Origin of the sequence: Salinivibrio sp. IB643, from assembly GCF_001996105.1 — a bacterium.
GTDB lineage: Bacteria > Pseudomonadota > Gammaproteobacteria > Enterobacterales > Vibrionaceae > Salinivibrio > Salinivibrio costicola.
Genome location: NZ_MUFF01000015.1, coordinates 40,023 through 56,727 on the forward strand (window position 1 = coordinate 40,023; position 16,705 = coordinate 56,727).

Sequence of the window (16,705 nt, forward strand, 5' to 3'; positions counted from 1 at the left end):
TGTGCGTCGGTCTTTTTTGCTTTGTGTGGCGTCCCTTTTTAACGGGACGAGCAAAGGCGTAAGGCTAACCAGTGAGGCACCGACTGCTCCAGCCAGAACTGTGGCTGGCGCCAACTGCCGGTAACAAAACCAACATGCCCACCATGTTCGCTCAGTTGATAGTCAATATTCGCGGGCAGAGGCGAGGTTGGGATCACTGCGTCGGTCATAAAGGGATCGTCTTTCGCATGGATAATCGCAAGTGGGACCGTAATAGCGTCAAGGACAGATAAACCACTACAGCTTTGATAGTAGTGTTGAGCATCGTCAAAGCCATGCAGCGGTGCGGTGACCGTTTGATCGAACTCGAACAGGGTTTTAATCTTTGGCCGCTCCCCAGCATGCCACCGACCCACTTTTTGGTGTCGGGTAAGTTTTTCCGATAAGGTTTGTCGCATCGACCGTAGCAAATACGCTTGATAAACACGGGAAAACCCTTGTTGAATACGGGTCGAGCACGCCGCTAAATCGAGCGGGGGAGAAATAGCACAACCACAACTGACAATCGGATCATGCTGATAGTCGGCCAGGTAGCGCACCAACATGTTTCCTCCCAAAGAGACTCCCACAGCGGCAATCTCATTGTTCGGGTAGGTCTGGCGTAAATAGGTCAAAAATGCCCGAGCATCCTCCGTTTCGCCGGAATGATAAGTCCGCGGCGCGCGATTAAGACGGCCACTGCAACCGCGAAAATGCATCACCACACCGCACCAGCCTTGCTGTTTAAAAGCGGCCAATAATCCATTGGCATAAGGGCTATCAAAGCTTCCTGCCAGGCCATGAAACAAGACAATAATAGGCTGTCCTACCTCGGGATGATGCGTCCATGCAAGATCGACAAAGTCACCGTCAGGCAGATCAAACGCTTGCCAAATAGGCGCAAAAAGCGGTTGCCGGCGCAGCAGGCGTGGCAGTAAGGTTTGCAGATGCGCATTACGGGCAGTTGGAATGGGATTAAAGGGTGTCATCATCGTCTGCTCCATCCTCTTTTGTAGGCCGGTCTACCCGTAGTGGTGTATAGAGATTTCGGGCAGAGGGGGATAGCTGGCGGCAATAATAGGCCAAGGGAGACGCGGCTTGTGTGAGCCAGGATTGACGATTAAGCACTTCAATCAAGTCTTGTTGCTGGAACTTTTCTAAACTGAGTTCAAAGTTGAGCATTTTTTTATATTGGCCGGTGCCCACGCGTGGCTTGAGATCGCGTCTTAGATGGCGATAAGCGATCAGCAAATGTTCAGACCGGCTCAAGGCGTGCTTAAGCTGGGTGAGGCTCTCGGGGCTAAGCCCGTAACCATGGCTTTCAATCCAAGCGAGCAACAAAGCAAGGTTCACATTGCCTTGGTGCTCGTCTTGTAATTTAAGGCAGGCTTGTTTGACCTCTTGCTTAGCATAGTGGTGCAAACAAAACTGCCAAAGATCGGCGGCGTTTGCCATCCCAGGCGTTAGTGTTGGTTGAATGTCGCCTCCAGGGCTTCTAGCGCTTCTTGTTGCTCCATCCATTCTTGTTCCACCTCTTCGAGCGTCGACTTTGCATCGGCTTGGCGTTGCAATTGCTCCGTTAAACGGGCTTTGTTGTCACTCTGGTAAATAGCGGGATCCGCTAATTGGTTTTCTGCTTCTGCGATAATGGCAGAAAGTTGTTCGATCTTTGTGTCTAAACGGTCAATTTTTTTTCGTAGTGGCGCCGTTTGTTTTCGGCATTCGGCTTCACGACGCTTTTGTACTTTTCGATCTAACTGCGTTTGCTGTGGGGCAAGTTTTTCGTCTGCGGCTTGCTTTTTGTTTTCCGCACGATCAGCGCGTTGTTGTTCGGTCAGCCAGCGGTGATAGTCGTCTAAGTCGCCATCAAAGGGCAGCACTGCGCCATTGTCCACCAAATACAAGTCATCGGCTGTCGCACGCAATAAAAAGCGATCGTGGCTGACGATCACCATCGCGCCCTCATAGGATTGCAATGCGAGCGTTAACGCTTGGCGCATGTCGAGATCCAAATGGTTAGTCGGTTCATCTAACAATAACAAGTTCGGTTTTTGCCAAACTAACAATGCAAGGACTAAACGTGCTTTTTCGCCGCCAGAGAAAGGGCCAATGTTTTCCAACGCTTTGTCACCTTGAAAGCCAAACCGTCCGAGGAAATCACGCAGGGTTTGCTCGGCAGTGGTCGGTGCTAAGCGATTTAGATGCTGGAGCGGCGTTTCATCGATGCGTAAGGTATCGAGTTGATGCTGGGCAAAATAACCTATTTTCACCCCTTGAGAGTAGCTTAGCTCGCCAGCCATCGCCGGCAAATCGCCCGACAATAACTTGATCAGCGTTGATTTGCCTGCGCCGTTACGCCCTAACAGGCCAATGCGTGCCCCAGGCACTAAGTTAAGGCGAATGTTCTCGATAATTGGCGTTTTGTTATAGCCAGCGGCCACCTTATCCATCATAAGAATAGGAGTGGGCAATGCATCAGGGGGTAAAAAGGTAAAGCTAAACGGGTTATCGTATTGAGCCGGTAGCACCTTTTCCATGCGTTCCAGCGCTTTTATCCGACTTTGCGCTTGGCGGGCTTTGCTGGCTTTGTATCGGAAACGGTCAATGTAAGATTGCATGTGAGCAACTTGCTTTTGTTGTTTCTCATATTGCGCTTGCTGTTGTGCTAACTTTTGCGCGCGCATGCCTTCAAAATCCGAGTAGTTACCGGTGTATTCATTCAGCTTGGCGTGCTCAATATGAATGATACGATTGACCACAGGATCAAGAAAATCACGGTCGTGTGAGATCAAGACCAAGGTTCCCGGGTACTGCTGCAACCATTTTTCTAGCCACATCACTGCGTCTAAATCGAGGTGGTTGGTGGGCTCGTCGAGTAGCAGTAAATCTGAGCGACATAACAAAGCTTGTGCCAAGTTAAGTCGCATGCGCCAGCCCCCAGAGAACTGCGTTAATGACCAATGGATTTGCGTCTGACTGAATCCCAATCCATCCAGCAAGCTTGCGGCGCGCGCCTCTATGGTATAGCCGCCAATCGCATCGAGCTTATCGTGTAACAACGCCACTGCATTGCCATCATCGTTGGCTTCGGCGTTACGCAGCGCGTCTTGCAGCTCACGATATTCGGTATCGCCATCAATCACATATTCTAGCGCACTTTTATCCAATGCGGGGGTTTCTTGTGCCACCCAAGCCACTTGCCATTGACTGGGGTAATCATAGTGCCCTGCATCAAGCGAAAGTTGGTGGCGTAGCAAGGCAAACAGGCTGGACTTGCCACAGCCATTTTTACCCACCAAGCCGACTTTGTCGCCGGGTGCGATGATGGCAGAGGTGTGGTCAAGCAGGGGCTTACCACCACGAAGCAATTGAATGTCGGAGAAGCGAATCATGATTACTCAGTCTGTCTTGGGTTGATGGATGCACGTTGCGCGGTCGTTATACCAGCTTGATGCGGAGATTGCCAAATTCCACCGGTGGCGCGAGTGGTTAGACAGGGGGTTAGCCTTTTTGTATGTTAAAGTTAAAAACATGGCATAAAGAACAGATTGTGTGCTTGGCCAATCATAACGACAAGGAAGCGTATGCCTCAAGATAAGAAGGATAACCCACTCCCTCCCAAGGTGCTTGTTATCGTGGCGCATCCTGATCCGGATGGATCGGTCGCCAATCGCCGATTACTCGAATCGATACGCCCGCTGGCGAATGTCACTGTGCATGATATTTACGCCGCTTATCCGGATTTTGTGGTGGATATCCATCACGAGCGTGCGTTGGTGACTGACGCCGATGTGTTGGTGTTTCAACACCCCCTACAGATGTACTCATGCCCGGCGTTATTGAAAGAGTGGATTGATGTGGTACTCGGAAAAGGCTTTGCTCATGGGCAAGGGGGGGATGCATTAGCGGGAAAAACATGTCGTTTTGTGGTCACCACAGGTGGAGCAGCAGAAGCGTTCAGTAAAATCGGCTACAACAAATATTCCATGGAGGAGTTATTGCAACCTTTTGAACTGACGGCGGCGTTATGCCGCATGCACTGGGTCTCACCTTTAGTTCTTCACTGGGCGCGCCGCGTCACCGATGCTGATCGCAATGCCTTTGCTGAACTCTATGCGGACTGGTTGGCTAACCCTTTAGCGAAGCAGGAGGCACATCGTGGATCATAGCTTTCTGCTCATTGCGTTTATCTTTTTATTGGCAGCCGTGATTGCGGTGCCTTTGGCGCAGCGTTTGGGGATGGGCTCAGTGCTTGGCTACTTGGTAGCAGGCATTGTGATTGGCCCTTGGGGGCTGGGTTTAATCGATGATGTCGACTCAACCCTGCATTTTGCTGAATTTGGTGTGGTGTTGCTGCTGTTTTTGATTGGCTTGGAGCTTAACCCTAAAAAGCTATTGAAAATGTGGCGCCCCATTATCGGCCTGGGTGGTAGCCAAGTGGTGCTGACCGGAGTCGTGATAGGGACATTAAGTGTCTTCGCTGGGCTCACGTTGCCACAAGGCGTGGTGATCGGGGCGGGGCTGGCACTTTCTTCTACCGCGATTGCGATGAAAATCATCGAAGACCAACGCTTAATGCGCAGCGAAACCGGACAATCTGGATTTGCCGTTTTATTATTTCAAGATATCGCTGTGATCCCGATACTGGCTGTGATCCCAGCGTTGGTCGGTGGCAGTGCAGGCAGTTGGTTTGATGTCCTCTGGATGTTTTTAGGCATTGGCGCTCTCTTGGCCGGCGGTCACTTTTTCTTGCGCCCTATTTTTCGTCTGATTGCCATGAGTGGCGTCACCGAGTTATTTACTGTCACCGCACTTGCCTTGGTCATCGGGATTGCATTAGCCATGCAAAGCCTTGGTCTATCGATGGCGCTGGGGGCGTTTTTAGCCGGGATGTTGTTGGCTGAGAGTGAATATCGCCATGAGCTTGAGACGGCAATTGAGCCCTTTAAAGGGTTATTACTCGGGCTGTTCTTTATAGCGGTTGGGATGACGGTCGACTTAGGACTTTTACTGGAGTATCCATGGGCGATCATCGGTGCCGTGGCTGCGTTAGTCGGTGGTAAAGCCTGCTTACTGTATGGACTGGCACGAGCGTTTGGTGTCGCGCCCAAGGCGCGCAGTCAAATGGCGGTATTGCTCAGTCAGGGGGGCGAGTTTGCCTTTGTGATTTTCACTGCCGCGCATAGCCAAGGGCTACTGGATAAAGAATTAAATGCCTTTTTGCTTGTGGTCGTGAGCTTGTCGATGATGACTACACCGTTAATTCTCTCGCTCCAGCAGCGTTGGTTTGCGCGTACTTTTAACGAGCCTGAATCCTTGCCTCCGCAAGCGCCATTTACTGAGACTGACTCGCGAGTCATCATTGCCGGATTTGGTCGGTTTGGTCAGGTCGTCGGTCGCTTGATGTTTGCCAATAAAATTGGGGTGACCATCCTGGAACGTGATCCGACTCAAATCAAGTTACTACGCCGCTATGGCTACGAAGTGTATTATGGTGATGCTACGCAGCTCGATTTATTACGTGCCGCTGGTGCAAAGACGGCTGAAGCGATCGTGATTTGTACCGATTCGCCAGACGAAGTGATGGAGATTGTTGATCTTTGTGCCCATCACTTCCCTAATCTAAAAGTAATGGCGCGTGCGCGCAGTCGTGTCGAGGCGTATCAGTTGATGGCGCACGGTGTCGAGCAGTTTTCTCGGGAAACCTTTTTGGGCGCGCTGGATCTTGGGCGGCAAACGTTAGAGTCCCTAGGTATGCACCCGTACAAAGCGAAACGCGCAGAAATATTGTTCCGTAAACTCGACATGCGGGTGCTGGAAGATTTATTGCCTCAGCACAGTCAAGATGTCGCGACTGCATCACGAGTTAAAGAAGCGCGCAAAGAGCTGGAAGAAATTTTTGACCGAGAAATGCGCGGTGATAGTGAGCGGCATCAAAGTTGGAATCGAGACGAATAAGGTGTTGATGTGAAAAAACGTTTTATCGCAGGCGCTGCCTGTCCGTCGTGCCAACAACGCGATACATTGCGAGTGTGGCGTGAGAATAACATTGACAAAGTGGAATGTGTCAGCTGCGATTACCATGATAGTCGATTACCGGAATCGGCACAGCAGTCACACTCTGACGCCGAGTCGGCAGAGAATGTCATTGGGATCTTTAAACCGGAGTAGGGGATCCGTTATCATCAGCAGTTCATTTACATTCCGGTCTCGGAGCGAGCATGAAAATTGCAAAAGATGTGGTAGTCAGCCTGGCTTACCAAGTAAAAAATGAAGACGGTGCACTTGTTGATGAATCAACAGCACAAGAGCCTCTCCAATACCTGCACGGTCATCGTAACTTGATCGTCGGACTTGAGAGCGCGCTGGAAGGCCGTGAAAAAGGCGAGAACTTTGAAGTGACTGTAGGCCCAGACGAAGCTTACGGTGATTACCAAGAAGCCATGGTACAACGTGTACCGGCTAACGTGTTCCAAGGCGTCGATCAAGTTGAAGTTGGTATGCGTTTTATGGCTGAAACCGACCAAGGCCAGATCCCAGTCGAAGTGACTGAGGTTGAAGGTGATGAAGTTGTTGTTGATGCCAACCACATGCTTGCAGGCCAAACCCTGTCCTTCTCAGTGGAAATCGTTGATGTGCGTGAAGCCACTGAAGAAGAGCTTTCACACGGGCACATTCACCAAGACGGTGAAGAATGTGGCCACGACCACTAATCACGACGATAGATAAGTGGTAATGAATACCATCGAATAAAAGGCGCCGTTTGGCGCCTTTTTTTATTTGGCCGTCGTGACCGCGCGCTAATCGTCACGCATACGGTGTGGTTTCAATAATGCGGGGGGGGTGTTTCTTCAGCTTGGCTAGCAATATTCTCTGGCTCAACATGTTGGAGTTTGCTGATAAGGTACTGGATTTGGAGCGTCATGCGCTCAATATCACCTTGTTGTCGTGTCAATGCGGTATTGAGCTGGTCGATCGTGTCTTCTTGAAACGCCACTTTGTACTCAAGATCATCAATTTGCTGTTGTAACTTATCTATCTCGCTCATATTGCTCTCTCGTTATTGCGCGTCGGTTAACCAAGCTTGGGCAATCCCGGCCGAGGTACCTGAAATAACACGTCCAGTTGGATCAATCGCTACATCATACACCACTGCGCTGGGTGGGCGAGTATCCGGCTGGGCCAATGCTTGCCAACGACCTATATTTTCACCCGTTTTCACATCCCACAATTCGACCCGTTGTGACGGTGAGCCGGTGGCTAGCAAGGTACCATCATCGGAAAACCGGGCACTGACATAAATGGCTTGGCGGGCAAAGATATCCAACTCACTGACTTTCTCGCCACTGGGTAGGGCCCAAATCACAGCGCGGTTGCCACCGTCAGAGACAAATGCGTACTTCCCCTCACGGTGCAAGGCGACTTGTTTCACTCGCCGGTCATAAGCAAAGTCATTGATGATCTGGCCAGACTGGGTATCCCATAAGTAGGCATGATGGTCATTGCCACCTGAGAGCACATAGGCGCCGTTGGGAGAAATCGAGACTGCATTGATTTTATCGCGGTGGGCGAGGAACTCTAAGCGCCTTCCCGTGCCTAAGTCGATAAATAGTGCTTTTCCATTCGACAACGCTAGTACCAATTTTTCACCGTTATTACTGATCGCGGCATCGCGTATGATGCCTTCAGAAATGGACCATAGCCCTTGAGCTTGGCTCCAGGCCAGGTCCCAGACGGCAAAGTTTTGTGCTGTTGTGGTAATGGCATAGCGCTTATTATCGGAAATATGACTAACAACGACCGGATTGGCGTCCGGATCTTGCGCACCGAGTTCGGCCAGCTGCTGATTAGTGACCAGATCCCACAGGACAATATCCGTTTCTTCAGACGCGATCAGGGCAAAACGGCCGTCACGACTGAGGCTAAAACTGGTCGCCCCTTCCGGATGGATTGACCAGCGCTGGGCTTCTTTGCCAGACTGCCAACAACCGGTTAAGCTGTTAATAACTATAAAAATGCAAATAATGTGGCGGATTTTGGGCATCATGCTTGAGTTCCAGTGTTTGCAGCCATATAACCACGAGTATATTGATAGAATCAGGCTTTCGCATTGTTGATGCGTCAGTAACAACCATACGAGGATTTATCCTTGTCATCAACGGAGTACCCAATGAAATCAGTAATGAAGATGTCGCTACTCGCGGCAACCGTTGCCTTTGCCGTCGGCTGTCAGCAAGACGACGCTAAAGTAGAGCAAACCAATCAAGCTGCCGAACAAGCGGAAGCAGCGTTTGCCAACGATGACGACAAAGCAGCCTACGCGATCGGTGCGTCTTTAGCCCAATACCTCAACGCTAACTTAGATCAACAGGCAGACATCGGCTTAGAGCTTGATAAAGAGGTGGTACTGCAAGGGGTACAAGATGTCTTTCAAGGGCAATCAAAACTGACCGATGAGCAAGCGCAAGCGGCGCTGCAATCGCTTGATCAGCGCGTGACTAAACTGGCGCAACAGCAAGCCAAAGAGAAAGCAGAAGCCGCGATTTCGGAAGGTGAAAAATACCGTGCTGACTTTGCCCAGCAAGACGGCGTTAAAGAAACGGACTCTGGCTTACTTTACAAAGTGGATAGCATGGGTGAGGGCGATAAGCCAGTCGCAGAAGATACCGTGGTTGTGCATTACAAAGGCACATTGACTGATGGTACCCAGTTCGATAGCTCTTACGACCGTGGTGAGCCAGCTACCTTCCCGCTTAACCGCGTGATTCCAGGCTGGACTGAAGGTGTGCAGCTAATGCCTGTTGGCTCTAAATTTACTTTTGTTGTGCCACCTGAGTTGGCTTACGGTGATCAAGATACCGCATCGATTCCTGCCAACTCAACCCTAGTGTTTGATGTTGAACTGCTTGAAATAAAAGACGATACCAAAAAAGACGCGGCGAGCGAAGGCTAAACGACAGCCTCGTCTGACTGTGTAATATCCGCCCCGGCATCGCCGGGGCTTTTTGCATTTTTAGGCTTAAATTCTGTTAAACTGTGCGCAGAGACATTTACATTGACGGTCGAATAAGGATAGGCGTACGTGGTACCGACAGAAGGCTTTGGCGCGAACGTGATGACGGAAAATGAGCTCATTGAGTCTAATCCATTGAATCAACAAGACAGTGTTATTCTGCGGTCTTATGCGGCGGTAGTGGATGGGCTTGCGGCGCTGATCGGTGAACATTGTGAAATCGTGCTGCACGCATTAGACGATTTAAATAAATCAGCGATCAAGATCGCGAATGGTGAAAACACGGGTAGAAAAGTGGGATCGCCAATCACCGATCTTGCGCTGCGGATGTTGCGCGATATTGAAGGCTCAGAGCGTAATTTTTCACGGGCTTATTTTACCCGAGCGAAAAGTGGCACCTTGATGAAGTCGATCACGGTAGCGATTCGCAATGGGGATAATCGTATCATCGGGCTATTGTGTATCAACATTAATTTAGATGCGCCTTTTTCACAGGTACTACAAGCCTTCATTCCGGATGATCTCGCCAAACAAGCGGCCTCGTCGGTAAACTTTGCCAGTGACGTGGAAGAGCTGGTGGATCAAACCGTTGAACGGACAGTTGAAGAAGTCAATGCCGACAAAACGGTGTCTAATAACACTAAAAACCGTCAGATAGTCATGGCGCTCTATGACAAAGGGATTTTTGATATTAAAGATGCCATTCATCGTGTGGCGTCTCGTCTCAATATCTCGAAACATACGGTCTATCTTTACGTTAGACAGCGCAAAACAGAAGAGATCGAATCATGAGTCTGCGTTATGTGTTAGTCGTGACTGAGCCAGCGTATGGATCACAGTTGGCACGCACCGCCTATCAGTTTGCCTGTGCAGCAATAAAGGCGGGGCACCAGGTGAGTAAAGTCTTCTTCTATCAAGAAGGTGTGCTGAATGGCGCCGCAACCACAGTGCCCGCAAATGATGAATTTGATTTGGTGGAAGCGTGGCAGCGGTTGGCGTTCTATCACGGTGTTGTGCTGGAAACTTGTGTTGCCGCGGCATTACGACGCGGGATTATCAGTGAGCAAGAAGCGACGCAGCATCAATTATCGACGGCGACCTTGGCAGAAGGATTCTCTCAGGCAGGCTTAGGCGCATTGGCTGACGCTTTGTTAACCGCTGACCGAGTGATGCAATTTTAAGAGGGCTTTATGCAAATAGGGTTTGTATTTTCTACATCGCCCCACGGGTCGGCGAGCGGTCGAGAAGGGCTAGATGCGCTACTCGCTACCTCGGCGTTTTGCGACACCTTATCGGTTTTTTTTATTGGTGATGGGGTTCTACAACTTATAGCGGGCCAGCAACCGCAACAGATTCTGAGCCGCGATTACATTGCCAGCTTTAAAATGCTACCGCTGTGTGACGTCGAAGACATCTATGTATGCCGCGCTTCATTGGCATCTCGTGGGCTGGAGCACGCCGAGACCGTCTTACCCACTCAAGTCCTGGCGCTTGAACAAGTCAAAAAGCGGTTGTCAGAGTGCGACCGTATACTACATTTTTAAGGAATCAACGTGCTGCACATCGTGAAATCGTCTCCCTATCGTGACCAAGCGCTAACGCTGTGCTTAAACTACATCGATCAGGACAGTGTGATTGTACTAATCGGTGATGCGGTACTGGCGGGAGTAGATAACAGCGAGTGGGCGACGCGCTTATTTACCGGGAATCATGTTGTTTATTTGCTCAGTGATGATGTTCACGCTCGAGGACTCGGCGATAAGCTTCATCCCAGCGCGGTGATGATTGAGATGAACAAATTAGTAAGCTTGAGCGTCGAGCATGTCACGCAAATGACATGGTAATACCTTAGCCTGTATAGCGTAAAAACGCCCCCTGCGCGCTGCTTGAAAAACAAACAATGCAAAGATCTCTGTATAAATCTTGACACCCTATACCCCGACGCCTAAAATTTCGCGTCCCTGTTGTATTGGGGCTAGATTTTTCACACTTATACGTTAAGTAATATCAGGAGCTATTTAATGGCAACTATTAACCAGCTGGTCCGCAAACCACGCTTGAAGCAAGTTGCGAAAAGCAACGTGCCTGCGCTGGAAGCGTGTCCACAAAAACGTGGTGTATGTACTCGTGTTTACACTACTACTCCAAAGAAACCAAACTCCGCACTGCGTAAAGTATGCCGTGTACGTTTGACTAACGGCTTTGAAGTCACCTCATACATTGGTGGTGAAGGTCACAACCTGCAAGAGCACAGTGTTGTTCTGATCCGCGGCGGTCGTGTTAAAGACTTGCCGGGTGTGCGTTACCACACTGTTCGTGGCGCACTTGACTGTGCAGGCGTTAACGGCCGTAAACAAGGTCGTTCTAAGTACGGTGTGAAACGTCCTAAGTCTTAATGGATTCCGTTAAGTAAGGCCAAACACTCAAACAATTGAATTTTGAAAAAACTGAAAAGTTTTGGATAAAACCTGAAGAAGACAACGGAGATAATCCATGCCACGTCGTCGCGTAATTGGTCAGCGTAAAATTCTTCCAGATCCTAAGTTCGGATCCGAATTGCTGGCAAAATTTGTAAACATCCTGATGGTTGACGGTAAGAAGTCAACTGCTGAAAAAATCGTTTATGGTGCTCTAGACATCATGGCTGAGCGTTCTGGTAAAGACCACTTGGCTGTATTCGAACAAGCTCTTGAAAACGTGCGCCCAGCGGTCGAGGTGAAATCTCGCCGTGTAGGTGGTTCAACTTACCAAGTACCAGTCGAAGTACGTCCAGTACGTCGTAATGCACTGGCTATGCGTTGGTTGGTTGAAGCCGCTCGTAAGCGTGGTGAAAAATCTATGGCTCAGCGCCTGGCAAGCGAGATGCTAGACGCGTCAGAAAACAAAGGTACTGCTGTTAAGAAACGTGAAGACGTTCACCGTATGGCAGACGCGAACAAAGCGTTCGCACATTACCGCTGGTAATGCCTTCATGGCGTGTTCCGTTCGGAGCACGCCAAACCCATTTTCTAAGGTTAACCTTAGCAAGAGGATACTATTGTGGCTCGTAAAACCCCTATCGAGCGCTACCGTAACATCGGTATTTGTGCTCACGTAGACGCCGGTAAAACCACGACTACCGAGCGGATCTTGTTCTACACAGGCGTTAATCATAAAGTTGGTGAAACGCATGATGGCGCATCAACAATGGATTGGATGGCGCAGGAGCAAGAGCGTGGTATTACTATCACCTCCGCAGCGACCACGACATTCTGGCACGGGTCTGATCACCAATTTGAACAACACCGTGTTAACATCATCGACACCCCAGGACACGTTGACTTCACCATCGAAGTAGAGCGTTCTTTGCGTGTGCTTGATGGTGCAGTGGTTGTGTTCTGTGGTTCATCAGGTGTTGAGCCTCAGTCTGAGACCGTATGGCGTCAGGCTGATAAGTACGAAGTACCGCGTATGGTATTCGTCAACAAGATGGACCGTGCGGGCGCTGACTTCCTGCGCGTTGTTGATCAAATCAAAAACCGTCTTGGCGCAACCCCTGTGCCAATTCACTTGAATATCGGCGCAGAAGACGAATTCAAGGGCGTTATCGACCTGATCAAAATGAAAGCGATCAACTGGAACGAAGAAGACTTAGGTATGACATATACCTATGAAGAAATTCCAGACGATCTGAAAGAGCAAGCAGAAGAGTGGCACAACTTCCTGGTTGAGTCTGCTGCTGAAGCGTCTGAAGAACTGATGGACAAATACCTTGAAGAAGGCGAATTGTCCGAAGAAGAAATCAAGAAAGCGTTACGTCAGCGCACCCTTGATAACGAAATCGTTCTAGCAACCTGTGGTTCGGCGTTTAAAAACAAAGGCGTTCAGGCGGTATTGGATGCGGTTATCGAGTTCTTGCCATCACCGATTGATGTGAAGTCAATCAAAGGTGAAGACGAAGACGGTAACCCAATCGCACGTCACGCTGACGACAAAGAACCGTTTGCAGCATTGGCATTTAAAGTCGCGACTGACCCATTCGTAGGTACGTTGACCTTTATGCGTGTTTACTCTGGTGTGGTTAACTCTGGCGACACTGTCTATAACTCAGTGAAGCAAAAGCGTGAGCGTTTGGGTCGTATCGTACAGATGCACTCCAACAAGCGTGAAGAGATCAAAGAAATCCGTGCCGGCGACATCGCTGCTGCGGTTGGTCTGAAAGACGTGACCACGGGTGATACCCTATGTTCAATGGATTCAAAAGTCATCCTAGAGCGCATGGAATTCCCTGATCCTGTTATCCAGATCGCGGTTGAGCCTAAGTCTAAAGCTGACCAAGAGAAAATGGGTATCGCGCTAGGTAAACTGGCGGCAGAAGATCCATCTTTCCGCGTTGAGTCTGACGAAGAGTCTGGCCAGACCCTGATTTCAGGTATGGGTGAGCTTCACCTAGACGTGATCGTTGACCGTATGCGTCGCGAATTCAACGTTGAGTGTAACGTTGGTAAGCCTCAGGTTGCTTATCGCGAAACCATCCGTGGTAGCACCGAAGTTGAAGGTAAATTCGTGAAGCAGTCTGGTGGTCGTGGTCAATTCGGTCACGTATGGCTGAAAATCGAACCTTCAGAGCCAAACGAAGGCTTCGTCTTTGTTGACGAAATCGTCGGTGGTGTGGTTCCACGCGAATACATCGGTGCGGTATCAAAAGGTATCGAAGAGCAAATGAAAAACGGTGTACTCGCCGGTTATCCAGTGCTCGACGTTAAAGCGACCTTGTTCGATGGTTCTTACCACGATGTTGACTCCAACGAAATGGCGTTTAAGATCGCTGCATCAATGGCATTCAAGAAAGGTGCACACGACGCGCAACCTGTTATGCTTGAACCAATGATGAAGGTTGAAGTAACCACGCCAGAAGAGTGGATGGGTGACGTTGTCGGTGACTTGAACCGTCGTCGTGGCCTGATTGGCGGTATGGACGAAGGCCCGGCGGGTCTGAAGATCGTACGTGCCCAAGTGCCACTGTCTGAAATGTTCGGTTACGCTACAGACCTACGTAGTGCAACACAAGGCCGTGCGTCATACTCGATGGAATTCAGCGAGTATGGTGAAGTGCCGAAGAACATTGCTGATGCTCTAATTGCTGAGCGTAGCTAATTATTTTGGTCCTGATGCCGGTGCGATCACCGGCATCAAACACTGACTTCTGAGTTATTAGGCAAAGCCCCTTAACTCACAACTAGGAAGGAAGACGATCGTGTCTAAAGAAAAATTTGAACGTACGAAAACGCACGTTAACGTTGGTACTATCGGCCACGTTGATCATGGTAAAACTACGCTGACTGCAGCTATCTGTACTGTACTTGCAAAAGTATACGGCGGTGCTGCGCGTGATTTCGCGTCAATCGATAACGCACCAGAAGAGCGTGATCGTGGTATCACCATCGCAACGTCTCACGTTGAGTACGATACGCCAAACCGTCACTACGCACACGTTGACTGCCCAGGACACGCTGACTATNCATGGTAAAACTACGCTGACTGCAGCTATCTGTACTGTACTTGCAAAAGTATACGGCGGTGCTGCGCGTGATTTCGCGTCAATCGATAACGCACCAGAAGAGCGTGATCGTGGTATCACCATCGCAACGTCTCACGTTGAGTACGATACGCCAAACCGTCACTACGCACACGTTGACTGCCCAGGACACGCTGACTATGTGAAAAACATGATCACCGGTGCGGCGCAAATGGACGGTGGTATCCTGGTTGTTGCGGCAACTGATGGCCCAATGCCACAGACCCGTGAGCACATCCTRCTAGGTCGTCAGGTTGGTATTCCAAACATCCTCGTGTTCATGAACAAATGTGACATGGTTGATGACGAAGAGCTGCTTGAGCTGGTTGAAATGGAAGTCCGTGAGCTACTWTCAGAGTATGACTTCCCAGGTGACGACTGCCCAGTAATTCAAGGTTCTGCACTKGGTGCATTGAACGGTGAAGAGCAGTGGGAGCAGAAGATTGTTGAACTTGCTGAAGCCCTGGATTCTTACATCCCAGAGCCAGARCGTGCGATCGACAAGCCGTTCATCCTACCAATCGAAGACGTATTCTCAATCCAAGGCCGTGGTACGGTTGTAACTGGTCGTGTTGAGCAAGGCATCATCACCGTGGGTGACGACGTTGAAATCGTAGGCATGAAAGACACCACCAAGACCACTTGTACTGGTGTTGAAATGTTCCGTAAGCTTCTAGACGAAGGCCGTGCGGGTGAGAACGTTGGTGTTCTTCTGCGTGGTACTAAGCGTGACGAAGTTGAGCGTGGTCAAGTACTGGCGAAGCCTGGTTCAATCACTCCGCACACCAAGTTCGAATCAGAAGTATACGTACTAGGTAAAGACGAAGGCGGCCGTCATACGCCGTTCTTCAAAGGTTATCGTCCACAGTTCTACTTCCGTACAACTGACGTGACCGGTACTATCGAACTGCCAGAAGGCGTTGAGATGGTTATGCCTGGTGACAAACACTAGTAAAAAGGGCATCATTTGATGCCCTTTTTCTGCGTTTGACACTCCTATTGGCGTAATTTTCGCCACTAGTGGTCGGTCAGCGCGGACTTTAGTGATCGTATCACCCTCTAACGAGAGATAAGATCACCACGTGCCTTGCAGAATACTGACCGTATGCTGTTATAGGCACTGCCGTCTATGTAGACTTGTTACAGGTAGAATGTATGAAAGCGAACGCTGAGACCCAATCCGGTTCGATGGACATCCTCAAGTGGGGTGTTGTTTTTGTCCTATTGGCCGCAGCCGTGGTAGGGAATAGCCTGTACAGTGATGTGTCTGTAGTAGTGCGAGCTGCTGCTGTAGTGGTGCTGGTTGCCGCTGCTGGCGGTGTGGCTGCACTCACGATGAAAGGAAAAGCTGCGATCACGTTTGCACGCGAATCGCGTATGGAAGTGCGTAAAGTCATTTGGCCTACGCGCCAGGAGACGTTGCAAACCTCTCTCATCGTTCTGGCTGTTACTGTCGTTATGGCGCTCATCTTGTGGGGCGTTGACGGAATCATGGTCCGTCTAGTCCGCCTAATCACTGGCGTGTGAGGTAAAAGTACATGAGCGAAGCTCCCAAAAAACGTTGGTATGTGGTTCAGGCTTTCTCTGGTTTTGAAAGCCGTGTGGCGCAATCATTGCGCGAACATATCAAGATGCACGAAATGGAAGACTATTTCGGGGAAGTATTGGTGCCAACCGAAGAAGTGGTTGAAATGCGCCAAGGTCAACGTCGTAAAAGCGAACGTAAATTCTTCCCAGGTTATGTGCTCGTCCAAATGGTGATGAACGATGAGTCGTGGCACCTAGTACGTGGTGTGCCACGTGTGATGGGCTTTATCGGCGGCACCTCTGATCGCCCAGCTCCAATTTCTGATAAAGAAGCGGACTCTATCCTCAATCGCCTTGAAAAAGCGAGCGAGTCTCCGGTGCATAAAACCGTATTTGAAGCAGGTGAAGTGGTACGCGTTACTGAAGGCCCATTTGCAGACTTTAACGGCGTGGTTGAACAAGTCGACTACGATAAAAACCGCCTTAAAGTTTCAGTGTCTATCTTCGGCCGTGCAACACCGGTAGAGCTTGAATTTGGCCAGGTAGAAAAAACCTGATCAAAAAAGCACCGCCAACGGTTGGCAAGGGCG

General features: G+C 49.9%; 20 protein-coding genes and 1 pseudogene. 16 read left to right on the forward strand and 5 right to left on the reverse strand.

Annotation, left to right across the window (positions count from 1 at the left end):
* Window positions 1–38 precede the first annotated feature (38 nt).
* Genes BZG77_RS08360 through BZG77_RS08370 form a run of 3 tightly spaced genes read right to left on the reverse strand, consistent with a single transcriptional unit; the run spans window position 39 to window position 3,410 of the window.
* Window positions 39–1,010, reverse strand: a complete 972-nt coding sequence (locus BZG77_RS08360) for a hydrolase (RefSeq protein ID WP_077646908.1) — start codon at window positions 1,008–1,010, stop codon at window positions 39–41.
* On the reverse strand, window positions 994–1,473 hold the full coding sequence (locus tag BZG77_RS08365; protein WP_101494532.1) for a TIGR02444 family protein: 480 nt from the start codon (window positions 1,471–1,473) through the stop codon (window positions 994–996). Before BZG77_RS08365 ends, BZG77_RS08360 begins: the two co-directional genes overlap by 17 nt.
* An 8-nt stretch (window positions 1,474–1,481) precedes the next feature.
* The gene (locus BZG77_RS08370) at window positions 1,482–3,410 is read right to left on the reverse strand and encodes an ABC transporter ATP-binding protein (RefSeq protein ID WP_077646909.1); all 1,929 of its coding nucleotides are present in this window, start codon (window positions 3,408–3,410) and stop codon (window positions 1,482–1,484) included.
* A 192-nt stretch (window positions 3,411–3,602) separates the two neighbouring features.
* On the opposite strand from BZG77_RS08370, the gene kefG reads away from it, so the two are divergent.
* From kefG to slyD, 4 genes are read left to right on the forward strand one after another with little or no spacing between them, the layout of a single operon-like run.
* Window positions 3,603–4,187, forward strand: coding sequence for a glutathione-regulated potassium-efflux system ancillary protein KefG (gene kefG / locus BZG77_RS08375; RefSeq protein ID WP_077646910.1), 585 nt, complete (start codon window positions 3,603–3,605; stop codon window positions 4,185–4,187).
* A complete protein-coding gene (kefB, locus tag BZG77_RS08380; RefSeq protein WP_077646911.1) occupies window positions 4,177–5,976 on the forward strand; it encodes a glutathione-regulated potassium-efflux system protein KefB in 1,800 nt (599 codons plus the stop codon). Before kefG ends, kefB begins: the two co-directional genes overlap by 11 nt.
* A gap of 9 nt (window positions 5,977–5,985) precedes the next feature.
* A complete protein-coding gene (locus BZG77_RS08385; protein WP_077646912.1) occupies window positions 5,986–6,189 on the forward strand; it encodes a YheV family putative zinc ribbon protein in 204 nt (67 codons plus the stop codon).
* 50 nt (window positions 6,190–6,239) lie between these two features.
* On the forward strand, window positions 6,240–6,731 hold the full coding sequence (gene slyD, locus BZG77_RS08390; protein ID WP_077646913.1) for a peptidylprolyl isomerase: 492 nt from the start codon (window positions 6,240–6,242) through the stop codon (window positions 6,729–6,731).
* 113 nt (window positions 6,732–6,844) lie between these two features.
* On the opposite strand, the gene BZG77_RS08395 is transcribed toward slyD, so the two are convergent.
* Window positions 6,845–7,066 (reverse strand): SlyX family protein, encoded by a 222-nt coding sequence (locus BZG77_RS08395; protein WP_077646914.1) that lies wholly within the window; start codon window positions 7,064–7,066, stop codon window positions 6,845–6,847.
* Between the two features lie 12 nt (window positions 7,067–7,078).
* Window positions 7,079–8,062: a WD40 repeat domain-containing protein gene (locus tag BZG77_RS08400; RefSeq protein ID WP_077646951.1), complete on the reverse strand. Its 984-nt coding sequence runs from the start codon at window positions 8,060–8,062 to the stop codon at window positions 7,079–7,081.
* A gap of 126 nt (window positions 8,063–8,188) precedes the next feature.
* Between BZG77_RS08400 and fkpA the strand changes: the two genes are divergently transcribed.
* The 12 genes and pseudogenes from fkpA to nusG all read left to right on the forward strand — a co-directional run bounded on the left by fkpA (window position 8,189) and on the right by nusG (window position 16,672).
* Window positions 8,189–8,971, forward strand: coding sequence for an FKBP-type peptidyl-prolyl cis-trans isomerase (gene fkpA, locus BZG77_RS08405; RefSeq protein ID WP_077646915.1), 783 nt, complete (start codon window positions 8,189–8,191; stop codon window positions 8,969–8,971).
* Between the two features lie 162 nt (window positions 8,972–9,133).
* Window positions 9,134–9,823 carry a helix-turn-helix transcriptional regulator gene (locus BZG77_RS08410; RefSeq protein WP_174566330.1) on the forward strand — a complete coding sequence of 230 codons (690 nt, stop codon included), beginning with the start codon at window positions 9,134–9,136 and terminating at the stop codon, window positions 9,821–9,823.
* Entirely contained in the window at window positions 9,820–10,212 is a 393-nt protein-coding gene (gene tusD / locus BZG77_RS08415) for a sulfurtransferase complex subunit TusD (protein WP_077646916.1), read from the forward strand. The genes BZG77_RS08410 and tusD overlap by 4 nt, the downstream gene beginning before the upstream one ends.
* 9 nt (window positions 10,213–10,221) lie before the next feature.
* On the forward strand, window positions 10,222–10,575 hold the full coding sequence (tusC, locus tag BZG77_RS08420) for a sulfurtransferase complex subunit TusC (protein ID WP_025744274.1): 354 nt from the start codon (window positions 10,222–10,224) through the stop codon (window positions 10,573–10,575).
* Window positions 10,576–10,584: 9 nt separating this feature from the next.
* Window positions 10,585–10,875 (forward strand): sulfurtransferase complex subunit TusB, encoded by a 291-nt coding sequence (gene tusB / locus BZG77_RS08425; RefSeq protein ID WP_158011428.1) that lies wholly within the window; start codon window positions 10,585–10,587, stop codon window positions 10,873–10,875.
* Between the two features lie 177 nt (window positions 10,876–11,052).
* Window positions 11,053–11,427, forward strand: coding sequence for a 30S ribosomal protein S12 (rpsL, locus tag BZG77_RS08430; RefSeq protein WP_025673238.1), 375 nt, complete (start codon window positions 11,053–11,055; stop codon window positions 11,425–11,427).
* Window positions 11,428–11,524: 97 nt separating this feature from the next.
* Window positions 11,525–11,995 carry a 30S ribosomal protein S7 gene (gene rpsG / locus BZG77_RS08435; RefSeq protein ID WP_025744277.1) on the forward strand — a complete coding sequence of 157 codons (471 nt, stop codon included), beginning with the start codon at window positions 11,525–11,527 and terminating at the stop codon, window positions 11,993–11,995.
* Between the two features lie 75 nt (window positions 11,996–12,070).
* Complete coding sequence (fusA, locus tag BZG77_RS08440; protein WP_077646918.1) at window positions 12,071–14,167, forward strand: elongation factor G; 2,097 nt, start codon at window positions 12,071–12,073, stop codon at window positions 14,165–14,167.
* Between the two features lie 181 nt (window positions 14,168–14,348).
* Entirely contained in the window at window positions 14,349–14,540 is a 192-nt protein-coding gene (locus tag BZG77_RS08445; RefSeq protein WP_443216236.1) for a GTP-binding protein, read from the forward strand.
* Window positions 14,533–15,531, forward strand: a pseudogene (gene tuf / locus BZG77_RS08450) (elongation factor Tu); the annotation flags it as partial. The gene BZG77_RS08445 and the pseudogene tuf, both read left to right, overlap by 8 nt.
* 212 nt (window positions 15,532–15,743) lie before the next feature.
* Window positions 15,744–16,115 carry a preprotein translocase subunit SecE gene (gene secE / locus BZG77_RS08455; protein ID WP_025744448.1) on the forward strand — a complete coding sequence of 124 codons (372 nt, stop codon included), beginning with the start codon at window positions 15,744–15,746 and terminating at the stop codon, window positions 16,113–16,115.
* 11 nt (window positions 16,116–16,126) lie between these two features.
* On the forward strand, window positions 16,127–16,672 hold the full coding sequence (nusG, locus tag BZG77_RS08460) for a transcription termination/antitermination protein NusG (RefSeq protein WP_025744447.1): 546 nt from the start codon (window positions 16,127–16,129) through the stop codon (window positions 16,670–16,672).
* The last annotated feature ends 33 nt before the right edge of the window (window positions 16,673–16,705 follow it).